10 protein-coding genes are annotated in these 14,740 nt (G+C 69.4%); 4 read left to right on the forward strand and 6 right to left on the reverse strand.

The features are described 5' to 3' along the window. Window positions 1–74 precede the first annotated feature (74 nt). Window positions 75–980 (reverse strand): LLM class flavin-dependent oxidoreductase, encoded by a 906-nt coding sequence (locus tag ACIA6C_RS19770; RefSeq protein ID WP_399277512.1) that lies wholly within the window; start codon window positions 978–980, stop codon window positions 75–77. 176 nt (window positions 981–1,156) lie between these two features. Here ACIA6C_RS19770 and ACIA6C_RS19775 point away from each other — a divergent pair, with 176 nt between their 5' ends. After that, the gene (locus tag ACIA6C_RS19775; RefSeq protein ID WP_399277514.1) at window positions 1,157–2,047 is read left to right on the forward strand and encodes a Cof-type HAD-IIB family hydrolase; all 891 of its coding nucleotides are present in this window, start codon (window positions 1,157–1,159) and stop codon (window positions 2,045–2,047) included. A gap of 57 nt (window positions 2,048–2,104) precedes the next feature. Here ACIA6C_RS19775 and ACIA6C_RS19780 read toward each other — a convergent pair whose 3' ends face one another. The 4 genes from ACIA6C_RS19780 to ACIA6C_RS19795 are packed head-to-tail and all read right to left on the reverse strand — an operon-like array spanning window position 2,105 to window position 10,025. After that, window positions 2,105–3,841, reverse strand: a complete 1,737-nt coding sequence (locus ACIA6C_RS19780) for a GAF domain-containing sensor histidine kinase (RefSeq protein ID WP_399277516.1) — start codon at window positions 3,839–3,841, stop codon at window positions 2,105–2,107. A 24-nt stretch (window positions 3,842–3,865) separates the two neighbouring features. Further along, complete coding sequence (gene cydD, locus ACIA6C_RS19785) at window positions 3,866–7,447, reverse strand: thiol reductant ABC exporter subunit CydD (protein WP_399277518.1); 3,582 nt, start codon at window positions 7,445–7,447, stop codon at window positions 3,866–3,868. 52 nt (window positions 7,448–7,499) lie between these two features. Further along, a complete protein-coding gene (gene cydB / locus ACIA6C_RS19790) occupies window positions 7,500–8,501 on the reverse strand; it encodes a cytochrome d ubiquinol oxidase subunit II (RefSeq protein WP_399277520.1) in 1,002 nt (333 codons plus the stop codon). 18 nt (window positions 8,502–8,519) lie between these two features. After that, complete coding sequence (locus ACIA6C_RS19795; protein WP_399277522.1) at window positions 8,520–10,025, reverse strand: cytochrome ubiquinol oxidase subunit I; 1,506 nt, start codon at window positions 10,023–10,025, stop codon at window positions 8,520–8,522. A 195-nt stretch (window positions 10,026–10,220) separates the two neighbouring features. On the opposite strand from ACIA6C_RS19795, the gene ACIA6C_RS19800 reads away from it, so the two are divergent. Then, on the forward strand, window positions 10,221–10,589 hold the full coding sequence (locus ACIA6C_RS19800; RefSeq protein ID WP_399277524.1) for a cyclophilin-like fold protein: 369 nt from the start codon (window positions 10,221–10,223) through the stop codon (window positions 10,587–10,589). 25 nt (window positions 10,590–10,614) lie between these two features. Here the strand turns inward: ACIA6C_RS19800 and hisC are convergent, their stop codons facing one another. After that, window positions 10,615–11,697, reverse strand: coding sequence for a histidinol-phosphate transaminase (gene hisC, locus ACIA6C_RS19805; RefSeq protein WP_399277526.1), 1,083 nt, complete (start codon window positions 11,695–11,697; stop codon window positions 10,615–10,617). Between the two features lie 361 nt (window positions 11,698–12,058). Here hisC and ACIA6C_RS19810 point away from each other — a divergent pair, with 361 nt between their 5' ends. Further along, window positions 12,059–13,174 (forward strand): LacI family DNA-binding transcriptional regulator, encoded by a 1,116-nt coding sequence (locus ACIA6C_RS19810; protein ID WP_190185544.1) that lies wholly within the window; start codon window positions 12,059–12,061, stop codon window positions 13,172–13,174. Window positions 13,175–13,408: 234 nt separating this feature from the next. Continuing rightward, entirely contained in the window at window positions 13,409–14,617 is a 1,209-nt protein-coding gene (locus ACIA6C_RS19815) for a metallophosphoesterase (protein ID WP_399278008.1), read from the forward strand. Window positions 14,618–14,740: the final 123 nt, after the last annotated feature.

The raw sequence follows: 14,740 nt of genomic DNA on the forward strand, positions 1-14,740 counted from the left end.
ACGCGTCTGCCCCCGTCACTCATCAGTGGCGGGGGCAGACTGCGGTTGGCGAGCCGGACGCGCAGCTCGCCGGCTCAGCTGTTCAGCTGGGCCGGCGCCTCGGTGGCGATCCGCTCGAAGACGGCCTCGTCGGCCGCGAAGTCGGAGTCCGGGATCGGCGCGTGAATGACCAGCTCGGTGAAGCCCAGCTCCTGGTGACGGCCCGCGAAGTCCACGAACGCGTCGAGGGAGTCCAGTACGGCGCTGCCCTCCGGCGTGAAGCCGGTAAGAAGGATCTTCTCCATCGAGGCGGGGTCCCGGCCGACGTCGGCGAAGGCCTTGTCCAGCTTCTCCAGCTGCCCGCGCAGGGCCTCCCGCGACTGCTCCGGCGTACCGTCCTGCGCCAGCTTCGGGTCGCCGGTGGTCACCCAGGCCTGGCCATGCCGGGCGGCCAGCTTCATGCCCCGTGGGCCGGTCGCCGCGACCGCGAAGGGCAGGCGCGGCCCCTGGACGCAGCCCGGAATGTTGCGTGCCTCCTCGGCCGAGTAGAAGGTGCCGTGATGCGTCACGGCTCCCTCGGTGAGCAACCGGTCCAGAAGCGGCACGAACTCGGCCAGACGGTCGGCCCGCTCTCGCGGCGTCCAAGGCTCCTGGCCCAGCGCGGTCGCGTCGAAGCCGTTTCCGCCGGCACCGATACCGAGGGTGATGCGACCGCCGGAGATGTCGTCAAGCGACATGAGGTCCTTGGCGAGCGTCACGGGGTGCCGGAAGTTCGGCGAAGTGACGAGCGTGCCCAGGCGCAGTCGGTCGGTGACGGCGGCCGCCGCGGTCAGGGTGGGGACCGCGCCGAACCAGGGGCCGTCGCGGAAGGTCCGCCAGGACAGGTGGTCATAGGTGTAGGCGGTGTGGAATCCGAGCCGCTCGGCCCGTACCCACTGGTCACGGCCTCCGGCATGCCAAGGCCGTACCGGGAGGATCACAGTGCTCAAACGCAGACTCATGCGTTCGAGCGTACGGGGCCCGCGCAACAACTACGTATCTCCGCACCACGGGCCCCACGGATGTTTCACGTGAAACATCGGTCGGCGGCGGTGTTCCACGTGAAACATCAGCGGTGTTTCACGTGAAACACCGGTGCGGCGCCGCCTGGCTGATCTTGGTCCTGCCGCCTGCACCCATGGGCGAAGATGGAGCGGTGACCTCGGCTCCCCAGTGCCCGGACGGGCCTCTCTCCACTCCCCGGCTCATCGCCACCGACCTCGACGGCACCCTGCTGCGCGACGACAAAACCGTCTCTCCCCGGACGGTCGCCGCGCTCGCCGCCGCCGAGCAGGCCGGTATCGAGGTCTTCTTCGTCACCGGCCGCCCGGCCCGTTGGATGGGCGTGGTCAGCGATCACGTGCACGGCCATGGCCTGGCGATCTGCGCGAATGGCGCCGCCGTGGTCGACCTCCATGCCGGAGGTGAATTCGTACAGGTCCGGTCCCTGCCCCGGGCCACCGCGCTGGCGGTCGTGGACGCATTGCGGGCCGCCGCTCCTGGTACGTCGTTCGCGGTCGAACTGACCACCGGCATCAATTACGAGCCGTCGTATCCACCGCTCTTCCAGGACCCCGGAGCCTCCGTCGCCATCGCGGAGAAGCTGCTGAGCGAGGATCTGGACGACACTGCGGCTCCTGTGCTCAAGCTCCTCGCCCACCACAACGACCTGGCGCCGGACGATTTCCTGGCTCTGGCCCGCTCGGCGGCCGGCGCCTACGCCTCCATCACCCGCTCCAGCCCTACGTCCCTGCTGGAGATCAGCGGACTCGGTGTCTCCAAGGCCAGCACGCTGGCTCTGTGCTGCGCCGAACGCGGTATTTCCCCTGCCGAGGTCGTCGCCTTCGGGGACATGCCGAACGACTTGGAGATGCTGACCTGGGCAGGCACCTCCTACGCGATGGGCAATGCCCACCCTGATGTGCTCGCGAGTGCCTCGGACCGCACCGTCGCCAACAACGAGGACGGGGTCGCCCTCGTCATCGAACGCATCCTGGCCGAAGGTGCCGCCCCCCAGCCAGGGCTCTGACCAGCGCGACAGCGTCCTGTCCGAGCGGGTGGCCCGAACTCCGTCCGGTCGGCAGGTCTAGTGCGGGGCCTCCCACACGACCGTGGTTCCGCCTCCGCCGCCGGCGAGGCCGGGGCCGTACCAGCTTGCGCCGCCCAGCGACTCGGCCCGTCGGCGCAGGTTGCGCAGACCGCTGCGCCGACCGCCCTCCGCGATGCCCACGCCATCGTCGGCGACCTCAAGGCGGACGCCGGGCCGCCCGTCGGCCAGACGGATCGTGGAGTCCACCAGGACTTCGATCCGGGAGGCCTCCGCGTGCCGGAAGGCGTTCGACAGGGCCTCTCGCAGGGCCGCGATCAGGTTCTTGCCGACCAGTTCGCCGACGGCCGCGTCGATCGGGCCGATGAACCGGTGCGCGGGCTTGAAACCCAGCGGTACGGCGGCCATGTTGATCTCGCGCAGGACCCTGGTGCGCAGCCCCGACGGCGCCTCCGCCGGCCCCTGCTGCAGCGCGAAGATGGCGGTGCGGATCTCCTGGATCGTCACGTCCAACTCGTCCACCGCCTTGCCGACACCGTCCCGCACCTCGGGGACGATGGACCGGCGCTGAGCGCCCTCCAGCATCATCCCCGTGGCGAACAGCCGCTGGATCACGAGATCGTGCAGGTCGCGGGCGATCCGGTCCCGATCCTCGAAGACCGCGAGCCGCTCCCTGTCGCGCTGGGCTTCTGCCATCATCAGCGCGAGCGCCGCTTGCGAGGCGAACTGCGTGGCGAGGGTGCGCTCCGCCTCGCTGAACGGCCGCCCGCCCCTCGCCCTGGGGGTCACCAGCGCACCCAGCACCCGCCCGCCGCTCTGCAGCGGCAGCATCATGCAGGGCCCGTACTGGCTGGTGAGCCGGCTGATCATGCGGGAGTCCGCGGCCGCGTCCTCCACGAAGACGGGTTCACCTCGCAGCAACTCGTTCACGACAGGGCTTTCGGGCGGGATCACCACGCCGAGTGAGGTGGCCGGGTTGTCGGAGGAGACGGCGACGATCTCCATTCCGCCCTCCTCGGCCGGCAGCATCACGATCCCGGCGGCGGAGTCGGCCAGTCGGCGAGCCTGCTCGGCCACCACGGCGAGGGCGTCGTCCGCGTCCCCTCCGGACAGCAGGGCCGTGGTGACGGCCACCGAACCGTCGATCCAGCGCTCGCGCTGGGTGGCGGCCTCGTACAGCCGGGCATTGCCGATGGCGATGCCGGCTTCGGTGGCCAGGACGCGGACCATGTGGACGTCGTAGTCGTTGAACTCCCCGCCACCGTTCTTCTCGGCCAGGTACAGGTTGCCGAAGATCTCGCCCTGCACCCGGATGGGAACCCCGAGGAAACTCTTCATGGGCGGGTGGTGGGCCGGGAAACCCTCTGAACGCAGATCTTTCGTCAGGTCCGGGAGCCGCACCGTGTCAGCGTGTGAGATCAGTGCCCCGAGCAGGCCCCTCTTCCCGTCCGGGCGGCGTCCGATCTTCCGGGCCAGTGCCTCGCTGAGGCCGAAGGTGACGAAATCGGACAGGCCCCGGCGGTCGGTGTCGACGACCCCGATCGCCGCATACCGGGCGTGGGCGAGCTCGGCAGCCGTCTCACAGATGCGGTCGAGCGTGGAATGGAGCTCCAGCCCGGTACCGACCGAGCGCATCGCCTCCAGCAGTTGCGGAACCCGAGCGGTGAGTTCGGTGGACAGCCCCTGCAGACTGCGAGTGGCGTGAGCGGCGGCCTCCAGCGGGTCCGGCGAGGGCCGTGCTGGTTCCGGCGATTGCTGAGACTGCTCCCCTGACATGCCCTTGAGCCTAATTAGTCCCCATTAGCTGTGAAAGTCAGCCAACGTCCCATCAGTCTCCCTTTCACGCTCCAGGAGCCGTCGCAGCGGCCCTTCGGCGGTGGCCAGCTCCCCGTACGCACCTCGTTGGACAACGCGCCCCCGGTCCAGCACGAGCACCTCGTCCACGGCCTCCAGTCCCGCAAGCCGGTGCGTGATCAGAACCGTGGTGCGGCCCTCGGTCGCGGCCAGCAGGTCCGCCGTCAACGCGTCCGCGGTACGCAGGTCCAGGTGCTCGGCCGGCTCGTCCAGAACCAGTACCGGGAAGTCCGCGAGCAGTGCCCGGGCCAGGGCCAGCCGCTGGCGCTGGCCACCGGACATCCGCTCACCGTGCTCACCGATCAGGGTGTCCAAACCGTCCGGGAGGCTCTCCACCCACTCCAGCAGCCGGGCCGCCGACAGCGCGTCCCGCAGCCTGGCGTCGCTCGCATCGGTCCGGGCCAGTCGCAGGTTCTCGCGCACGGAGCTGTCGAAGAGGTGTGCGTCCTGGGCGCACAGGCCGACGAGGCCGCGTACGTCGTCGCTGTCGAGGGCGCGCGCTTCGGTGCCACCCAGGGTGTACGAGCCTTCTCGCTGATCCAGGAACCTCAGCAGCACCTGCGCGAGTGTGGTCTTGCCCGATCCGGACGGGCCTACGACGGCGATGCGGCGGCCCGCTTCGAGGGTCAGGTCCACGTCCTGCAGCGCGTCCGTCTCCTGTCCCGGGTGCCGGGCGGTGATGCCCGTGAGTGTCAGCGGGAACGGCGAAGCGGGGCGCGCAGCGACCTGCTCCGGCTCAGTGACCGGCATGGGCGCGTCGATGACCTCGTAGATCCGCTCGGCACTGCGGCGAACCCGCTGCCGGTACTGGACGGCCTGCGGGAGTCCGGTGACGGCCTCGAAGGCGGCGAGCGGGGTCAGTACGACCACCGCCATCGCCACTCCCGCCAGCCTGCCGTCGGCCACCGCGTTGGCGCCCAGCGCGGCAGCGCACACCACGGTCAGCCCGCACACCAGGGCGGACAGGCCGCTGCCCAGCCCGGTCGCGGAGGCTCCTCGCGAGGCGATCACGGTCAGGCTCCGGTCGCCCTGCTTCGCCGCGTCCTTCCGCCCGTCCAATGCACCGGCCACGGTCAGCTCGGCAGTGCCGGTGAGCAGATCGGCCACCCGGGTGGCGAGCTCACCCCGGGCGGGTGCGAGCCGACGCTCCGCACGGCGGGCGACTGCCCCGCTCAGCAGCGGCACTCCCACGCCCGCCGCGAGCAGTCCGACGGCGAGGGCGGCTCCCGCCTCGGGGAGGAGCCAGGTGGTGAAGGCGACCGAACCGGATCCGACGAGCACGGCGGTTCCGACCGGCAGGAGCCAGCGCAGCCAGTAGTCCTGAAGCGCGTCGGCGTCGGCCACGAGCCGGGACAGCAGATCTCCTCGCCGCTGCTCGCGCAGTCCGGCAGGCGCGATCCGTTCCAGGCGCCGGTACACGCCGACACGCAGGTCGGCCAGTATCCGCAGCACCGCGTCATGTGAGACGAGCCGCTCCGCGTAGCGGAAGACGGCCCGGCCGATGCCGAAAGTGCGGGTGGCGGTGACGGCCACCATCAGATAGAGCACGGGCGGCTGTTCGGAGGCCCGGGCGATGAGCCAGCCCGACACGGCCATCAGCCCGACGCTGCAACCGACAGCGAGCGCCCCGAGCAGCAGGCCGAGCCGGAACCGCCCCTGCCAGGCCTTGGCCACTCCCCTGACCCAGGCCAGGGGATGCCTCCCACCGGTACCAGGCCCCTGCTTCTTCGCGGTCCGGTCGGGCGCCGTGCCGAGAATCCAGTCACCGGGGCCGGACGGTTCGCCGCCGGACCCGAGCTCCCCCCGCCCGAGCTCCTCCCGCCCGAGCGCCTCGGCGGAGCTTTGAGCCTGAGCCCTGTCGGCCCCGGACCCCAGGTCGGCCGACGGGTCGGCTGCCGGGAGTTCCACCACCCGGTCCGCGACCGCGAGCAGGGCCGGCCGGTGCACCACCAGCAGTACGGTCCGCCCCACGGCGAGGCGCCGGACGGCGTCCACGATGCCCGCTTCGGTCTCCCCGTCCAGCGCTGCGGTCGGCTCGTCCAGCAGCAGCACCGGCCGGTCCGCCAGGAACGCCCGCGCCAGAGCCAACCGCTGGCGCTGGCCTGCCGAAAGCCCCGTACCGCCCTCGCCCAGCGCAGTGTCCAGACCTCTGCGAAGCCCGGTTACGAACTCCAACGCTCCGGCGTCCCGCAGCGCTTGGAACACCGCCTCGTCGGAGGCGGCGGGCCTGGCCAGTCGTACGTTCTCGGCGATCGTGCCCGCGAACAGGTGCGGCCGCTGCGGCACCCACGCGATCCGCTCCCGCCACTCCTCCAGTGCCAGTTCGCTCAAGTCTCTGCCTGCGACCCGTACCCGCCCGGAGGTGGGCGCCACGAAGCCCAGCAGGACCTGGAGCAAGGTGGACTTCCCCGCCCCGCTCGGCCCGGTGAGGGCGACGCACTCCCCAGGCTCGACGGCCAGTGATACGGGTCCGGGCGAGTCCGTACTCCGTCCGGCATACCTGACCGCCACGTGGTCGAGTTCGATCCGCAGCCCCTGGGCGGGCACTTCACCGGTCCCACCCGAAGCGGTCACCGGCGTTTCCAGGACCTCGAAGATCTCCTCCGCGGCGGACAGGCCCTCCGCTGCCGCGTGGTACTGCGCTCCCACCTGTCGCAGCGGGAGGTAGGCCTCGGGAGCCAGGATCAGGATGACCAGCCCCGTGTACAGGTCGAGGTCCCCGTGGACGAGCCGCATACCGATGGTGACGGCCACCAGGGCGACCGAGAGCGTGGCCAGCAGCTCCAGGGCGAACGACGACAGGAACGCGATGCGCAGTGTCCGCATCGTGGCCTGGCGGTAGTCGTCGGTGATCTTACGGATCGATTCGGCCTGGGCCTTGGCCCGGCCGAATACCTTGAGCGTCGGGAGCCCCGCCACCACGTCCAGGAAGTGCCCCGACAGCCGGGACAGCAGCCGCCACTGGCGGTCCATCCGGGACTGTGTGGCCATACCGATAAGAATCATGAACAGCGGAATCAGCGGCAGCGTGACCACGATGATGGCTGCCGAGACCCAGTCCTCGGTGACGATCCGGGCGAGCACCGCCATGGGGACGACCACAGCAAGCCCCAACTGCGGCAGGTAGCGGGAGAAGTAGTCGTCAAGTGCGTCGATACCTCGGGTGGCCAGTGCCACCAGCGAGCCGGTCCGCTGCCCGCTCAGCCAGCCGGGTCCGAGGTCCGCGGCCCGGTCCAGCAGCCGCCCTCTCAGCTCCGACTTGACGGCGGCGCCGGCCCGGTGCGCGGCACGTTCCGTGAGCCAGGCGATCAGAGCGCGCCCCAGCGCCACCGCTGCGAGCAGCAGCAGTGGCGTCCGGAGCGAGTCTGCGTCCAGCCCCTCCTCGAAGGCGCCGACCACGATCTCGGCGAGGAGCATCGCCTGTCCGACGACCAGCCCCGCCCCGGCGAGCCCGAGGGCCACCACCGCGGCCAGGAAGAGGCGGGTGGAGCGGGCGTAGCGCAGCAGGCGCGGGTCGATCGGTTTCACGTGAAACATCCCCTCGGGAGGGTCAAGCGGGAGAGTCGGTCGACGCGCCGGATCAGTGCGCGTCGACGATGTGCTGGGTTCCGATCCGCTTGCGGAACACCCAGTAGGTCCAGCCCTGGTAGAGCATGACGACCGGTGTGGCCACTGCGGCGCACCAGGTCATGATCTTCAAGGTGTAGGGGCTGGACGAAGCGTTGGTGACCGTGAGGTTCCAGGAGTCGTTCAGCGAGGAGGGCATGACGTTCGGGAAGAGCGTCAGGAAGAGCATCGCGACGGCTGCCGCGATGGTGATCCCGGACAGTGCGAACGACCAGCCTTCCCGGCCCGCCATGTTGAAGCCCAAGGCGGCGAGCAGCGCCGCGACCGCGACGGCCATGGCGATCAGGCTCTCGCCGTCGCCGCGCGAGGACTGGGTCCAGAGCAGGAAGACCACCGCCAGGACTGCGGTGACGACGCCCAGCCGGGTCGCGAGCCGACGCGATCGGTCCCGGATGTCACCGACCGTCTTGAGCGAGGCGAACACGGCGCCGTGGAAGGTGAACAGGGTCAGCGTGACCAGACCACCGAGGAGCGAGTACACGTTGAGCAGGTCGAGGAAGGTGCCGACGTACTCCTTGTGCTGATCGATCTTGACGCCCCGGACGATGTTGGCGAAAGCCACACCCCACAGGAACGCGGGGACCAGTGAGGCCCAGAAGATCGCGTGTTCCCAGTTGGTCTGCCACTTGTCCTCGGGACGCTTGTGCCGGTATTCGAAGGCGACACCGCGGACGATGAGACAGACCAGAATCATCAGCAGCGGCAGGTAGAAGCCGGAGAAGAGGGTGGCGTACCACTCGGGGAACGCGGCGAAGGTGGCACCGCCGGCCGTGAGCAGCCAGACCTCGTTGCCGTCCCAGACAGGTCCGATCGTATTGATCAGCACCCGCTTTTCCTGCCGGTCGCGGGCGAGCAGTTTCGTCAGTACGCCGATCCCGAAGTCGAAGCCCTCCAGGAAGAAGTAGCCGATCCACAGGACGGCGATGAGCACGAACCAGACGTCGTGGAGTTGCATGGTGTGGTCTCCTCAGCCTCAGTACGAGAAGGCCATCGGCCGGTCGGAATTCTTGTCGTCCCCGCCGATCTTGGTGGGCGGGTTGAGGTCGGCCTCGGTGAGCTCCGGAGGGCCGGCCTTCACGTACTTCACGAGCAGCCGGACCTCAATCACGGCGAGCACGGCGTAGAGGGCGGTGAAGACGAGCATGGACGTGAGCACCTCGCCCTGCGTGACGCTGGGGGAGACCGCGTCGCGGGTGCGCAGGACTCCGTAGACGACCCACGGCTGGCGGCCCATCTCGGTGAAGATCCAGCCCCAGGAGTTGGCGATCAGCGGGAAGCCGAGCGTGCCGATGGCGGTGAGCCAGTACAGGCGGGTCAGGCGCGGGTTCAGGGCCGTCTTGAACAGGACGAGGTGCGGCCGTTCGTCGTCGCCGGTGCGCAGGGCGGCCGGCAGCAGGAACTTGCGCCGGGTCAGCCACAGTCCCAGGGCGCCGATGCCGAAGGACGCCATGCCGAAGCCGATCATCCATCGGAAGCCCCAGTAGGCGACGGGGATCGCGGGCCTGTAGTCGCCGGGGCCGAACTTCTCCTGCTCGGACTTGTTCACGTCGTTGATGCCGGGCACGAAGGAGTCGAAGTCGCTGTCGGCCAGGAAGGACAGCAGGCCGGGCAGTTCCACGGCCACCTTGTTGTGGCCCTTGTCGACGTCACCGACGGCGAAGACCGAGAAGGGCGCGCTCTTCTCTCCGTCCCAGAGGGCTTCGGCCGCGGCCATCTTCATCGGCTGCTGCTTGAACATGACCTTGGCGAGCGTGTCGCCGCTGATCGCTGTCAGCAAGCCACCAATGACGACGGCGATCAGGCCGAGCCGCAGGGAGGTGCGCATCACGGGGATGTGCTTCTTGCGCAACAGGTGGTAGGAGGCGATGCCGACCATGAAGGCACCGCCGGTCAGCGCGGCCGCCGTAAGGGTGTGGAAGACCTGTGCGACGGCCGTGTTCTGGGTGAGGACCTGGAGGAAGTCGGTCAGCTCGGCGCGCCCGGTCTCCTTGTTCATCCGGTATCCGACCGGGTGCTGCATCCAGGAATTGGCAGCGAGGATGAAGTAGGCGGAGAGGATGGTGCCGATCGAGACCATCCATATGCAGGCGAGGTGGATCTTCTTGGGGAGCTTGTCCCACCCGAAGATCCACAGCCCGATGAACGTGGACTCGAAGAAGAAAGCGATCAGCGCCTCGAAGGCCAGCGGAGCCCCGAAGACGTCACCGACGAAGCGCGAGTAGTCGGACCAGTTCATGCCGAACTGGAATTCCTGGACGATGCCGGTGACGACGCCCATCGCGATGTTGATCAGGAACAGCTTGCCCCAGAACTTGGTCGCCCTGAGGTACTTCTCCTTCTCGGTGCGCACCCAGGCGGTCTGCAGGATCGCGACGAGCGCGGCGAGCGAGATCGTCAGGGGGACGAAGAGGAAGTGGTAGACGGTGGTGATACCGAACTGCCATCGCGCCAGAGTCTCCGGCGCCAGAGCCAGGTCCACGTCGTCATCTCCTTCGGGTCGCCGTGGGTCGACAAAGCCTCACCCCACCCGTCACATCCCATGCCATACGGGATGAAACAGGGGAGCTTGTGAACGCGTTCACATTCACAAGCATTATGGCGCACAGCCTTTCCGATCTTTTCGGCGGGGGGTCCCCTCTAGCCAGCTCGTTCAACAAATTGTTGAATACAGCTCATGAAGATTCGCATCTCATGGCCCGCGGGCCAGCTCACAGCAACCCTCGAAGAGACACCGACCAGCAAGGCCCTGGTCGCGGCGCTCCCGATCTCGGCCTCCGCCCACACCTGGGGCGAGGAGGTCTACTTCGACACCGGCGTCTCGGTCGCGGTGGAACACGACGCCCGGCAGGTCGTCGAGCCGGGGACCGTCGCGTTCTGGACCGAGGGCGACGCACTCGCGCTGCCGTACGGCCCGACGCCGATTTCGCGTGCCGGTGAAAGCCGCCTCGCGAGCCCCTGCAACGTACTCGGCTCGTTCGACGGCGACTCCCGCCTGCTGGCCACCGTCCGCGACGGCGACCCGGTCCGCGTCGAACTCGCGTAACCGGGTCCCGCCCTGCGCGGTACGGCTACATCTCCTTGAAGAACGCCTCCGCCGTCTGGAGGAAGATGTCATTCGCCTCGGACTCACCGATCGTGACCCGCAGGCCTTCTCCCGGGAACGGCCGGACCACCACGCCGGCCTTCTCGCAAGCCACCGCGAACTCCACGGTCCGCTCACCGAGCCGCATCCAGACGAAGTTCGCCTGTGTGTCCGGGACCACGGTCCAGCCCTGCGTGAGCAGCGTGTCGTAGACCCGCTTGCGTTCGCAGACCAGCGAACCGACCCGCCCGAGCAGCTCGTCCTCGGCCTGCAGCGAGGCGACCGCCGCGTCCTGGGCGAGCTGGCTGACGCCGAAAGGCACCGCGGTCTTGCGCAGCGCCGCGGCCACCGGCTCGTGCGCCACCGCGAAACCGACCCGCAGGCCGGCCAGACCGTACGCCTTGGAGAACGTACGCAGCACGCACACGTTCGGGCGGCTGCGGTAGAGCTCGATGCCGTCCGGAACGTCCGTGTCGCGGACGAATTCCCGGTACGCCTCGTCCAGCACCACCAGCACGTCCGACGGCACGCGGTCCAGGAACCGCTCCAGCTCGGCCCGGCGCACCGCGGTACCGGTGGGGTTGTTGGGGTTGCAGACGAAAATCAGCCGGGTCCGCTCGGTGATCGCGGCCGCCATCGCGTCCAGGTCGTGCACGTCCCCTTCGGTGAGCGGAACCTGCACCGACGTCGCACCGGAGATCTGCGTGATGATCGGGTACGCCTCGAAGGAGCGCCAGGCGTAGATGACCTCGTCGCCCGGGCCGGCCGTCGACTGGATCAGCGACTGGGCCACGCCCACGGAGCCGGTTCCCGTGGCGATGTGCTCGACCGGAACCCCGAAGCGCTCGGCGAGCTCGTTCACCAGGCCCGTGCAGGCCATGTCGGGGTAGCGGTTGAAGTGGCCGGCCGCCGCGACGGCGGTCTCCAGGACCCCCGGGAGCGGCGGGTACGGGTTCTCGTTGGAGGACAGCTTGAACGCGACGCGCCCGTCCGCCGCCGCGGGCTTGCCCGGCTTGTAAGTGGGGATGCCGTCCAGCTCGGCGCGCAGCTTCGGGCTCTTCTCGCTCACCGCAGGTCCTCCTCGACCGTCCCGTCGACGTCGCCGTCGACTCAATACTGCTCACCTTATGAGGATTCCGCCGATCAGAGAATGGCGGGCGCCAGGATCGCAGGGGAGCGCGCGCATATATGCGCGCGCTGGTGGCCTGCGCCGTGGCGCGCGTCCCCCGTGCAGGTGAGTTGAGAACTGCCCAGAACGGCACCGTTTTGGCAGGCCCGTCGTCACCGACTAGCGCCTTAGCCGTTCTGAGTGATCAATTGCCTTCTATTCCAAGGTCATTGGGGGTGGCGAACCATGCAGAATCGTGCCTGTCAACGGGTGCATATGCAGCCGGACCAGCCACCCCTTCGAGCCCTACTATCGGCTCGCCATGACAGCAGCAGGGAAGCATCAGGTGAGCCGGACCGAGACCACCCGGCGGGTCGGCGGCCGACAGGGCCGGGCCGGCATCAGGGACGTGGCCGCCGCGGCCGGCGTCTCGATCACGACCGTCTCCGACGCGCTCAATGGCAAGGGGCGGCTGCCCGACGCCACCCGCCGCCACGTTCGCGAAGTCGCCGACCGACTGGGCTACCGGCCCTCCGCCGCCGCACGCACCCTCCGTACCGGCAAGTCCGGCCTCATCGGCCTGACCGTGACGACGTACGGGGATGAACCTTTCACCTTCACGGAATTCGCCTACTTCGCGGAAATGGCCCGGGCCGCGACGTCCGCCGCGCTCGCCCGCGGCTACGCCCTGGTCATCCTCCCCGCCACCTCACGCCACGACGTGTGGTCCAACGTCGCCCTCGACGGCACCGTCGTCATCGACCCCTCCGACCACGACCCCGTGGTCAGCGAGCTGGTCCGCCAGGGCCTGCCGGTGGTGTCCGACGGCCGCCCAGCCGGGTCGCTCCCGGTCACCGCCTGGGTCGACAACGACCACGAGGCCGCCGTCCTCAACCTCCTCGACCACCTCGCCGCCGCGGGAGCCCGCAGGATCGGACTCCTCACCGGCACCACGACCGACACGTACACCCGGCTCTCGACCACCGCGTACCTCAGCTGGTGCGAGCGCGTCGGCCAGGACCCCGTCTACGAGTCCTACCCCGCCCACGACCCGTGCGCCGGCGCCGTCGCTGCCGATCGGCTGCTCGCCCGGCCCGACCGGCCCGACGCCGTCTACGGGCTCTTCGACCCCAATGGCACCGACCTGCTCGCCGCCGCCCGGCGCTACGGCCTGCGCGTCCCCGAGGACCTGCTGCTCGTCTGCTGCAGCGAATCGACCGTCTACGCCAACACGGAACCGCCCATCACCACGCTCTCCCTCAAGCCTCGCCGTATCGGCACGGCCGTGGTCCAGCTGCTGATCGACGCCATCGAAGGGGTCGACACCGGCCGTCCCGTCGAGCAAGTGGTTCCGACCGAACTCATCATCCGCACCTCCTCGCAACGCAGGCAGCCCCGTACGACCGTCAGCCCGCCCCGCTCCCCCGCTCAGGACTGATCACGCCGCGTACGGCCGGGACTTGGCGCCACACCGGCGGGGCCGACCACCCTGCCGGATATTTCAACAACCACCCATACAGGGAGAAAGCGGCAGGAAGGAACGGCTCCGGCCAGGATTCACCACCCCTGGTGCGTCACAGAGCGCGAGCTGCATTCCTATGATGGGCGCACGACATCACGGACCCTCCGCCACGGAGGCAAGGAGGGTCCGCAGGTGTACGGCAGTGCGACGGTGGTGGAGGGGTCGATGACTCAGGGGGCCGGTCAGGGACCCGCGATGCGGACGGACACGCTGCGGGACTTCCGGGTTCCCGTCACCGAACCCGCCCCGTACACCGCATCCGTCGGCGTGCCCGGTGAGGCTCCCGTGTACGGCGAGTACCCGGCGTACTACGAGGAAGGCGCTCCCGTGCCTCCCCGCCCGGCCTACGCGCCCGAGGCCGCCCCGCCTCCCGCTCCCCGGCCGGACACCCCTCCCGCGGCCGCACCGGACCAGGACCCCGACGGCTACACACCCACGCAGCGCGACCTGCCCGTGATCGGCCGCGGTGCGGCCGAGGGTCCCGGTGACACGGTCCAGGTCCAGTACGTCCCCCAGGACCCGGCCGCCACCGGCCCGGGCCCCCTCTACGTCGTCGGCGACGTACACGGTTACCTCGACGAGCTCCTCACCGAACTCCGGGCACAGGGGCTGATCGACGCCGACGGCCACTGGTCGGCCGGCAACGCCCGGCTCTGGTTCCTCGGCGACTTCACCGACCGCGGCCCCGACGGCATCGGCGTCATTGACCTCGTCATGCGGCTCTCCGCCGAAGCCGCCGCCGCGGGCGGCTACTGCAAGGCCCTGATGGGCAACCACGAGCTGCTGCTCATCGGCGCCAAGCGGTTCGGCGACACCCCCGTCGTGTCCGGCGCCGGGACCGCCACCTTCCAGGCCGCCTGGCTGCTCAACGGCGGTCAGCGCGCCGATATGGAGCGCCTCCAGGACGTCCACCTCCAGTGGATGTCGCGGCTCGACGCCGCCACGCTGGAAGACGGACACCTGCTGCTGCACTCCGACACCACGGCGTACCTGGACTACGGCGACTCCATCGAGGACGTCAACGACACCATCCACGAGTTGCTCACCCGCAACGACGCCGACATCACCTGGGACCTGTTCCGCAAGTTCACCAAGCGGTTCGCCTTCCGGGACGAGGAAACGGGCCCTCAGGCCGTGCGGGAACTGCTCGGCACGTACGGCGGCGGCCGCGTCGTGCACGGCCACAGCCCCATCCCGTACCTCCTCGGCGAGGTGGGCACGGAGGACGGCGACGACTCCCACGGTCCGGAGGCAGTGGACGGCCCGCACGTGTACGCGGACGGTCTGGCCATCGCGATGGACGGCGGCGTGACCATGGCCGGCAAGCTGCTCGTGGTCCAACTGCCGCTGAACGACTGACCCTTCGCCGAGCGGGTATTTCCGGAAAGCCCCTGTCACCTCGTGGCGTGGGCGCTCTACCATCGCTCTATCCGTAGCAGGCTCTCCTCCGTTTGTGCCGGCGCCCGAATCTACGCGGGCATA

Source organism: Streptomyces sp. NPDC051578 (genome assembly GCF_044454045.1).
Classification (GTDB): Bacteria; Actinomycetota; Actinomycetes; order Streptomycetales; family Streptomycetaceae; genus Streptomyces.

Excerpts from the sequence above, each read along its gene's own strand:
- ACIA6C_RS19800 (WP_399277524.1), top strand. The coding sequence starts at position 10,221 with ATGAAGATTCGCATCTCATGGCCCGCGGGCCAGCTCACAGCAACCCTC.
- cydB (WP_399277520.1), bottom strand. The coding sequence starts at position 8,501 with ATGCAACTCCACGACGTCTGGTTCGTGCTCATCGCCGTCCTGTGGATC.
- ACIA6C_RS19810 (WP_190185544.1), top strand. The coding sequence starts at position 12,059 with ATGACAGCAGCAGGGAAGCATCAGGTGAGCCGGACCGAGACCACCCGG.
- ACIA6C_RS19775 (WP_399277514.1), top strand. The coding sequence starts at position 1,157 with ATGGGCGAAGATGGAGCGGTGACCTCGGCTCCCCAGTGCCCGGACGGG.
- ACIA6C_RS19780 (WP_399277516.1), bottom strand. The coding sequence starts at position 3,841 with ATGTCAGGGGAGCAGTCTCAGCAATCGCCGGAACCAGCACGGCCCTCG.
- ACIA6C_RS19770 (WP_399277512.1), bottom strand. The coding sequence starts at position 980 with ATGAGTCTGCGTTTGAGCACTGTGATCCTCCCGGTACGGCCTTGGCAT.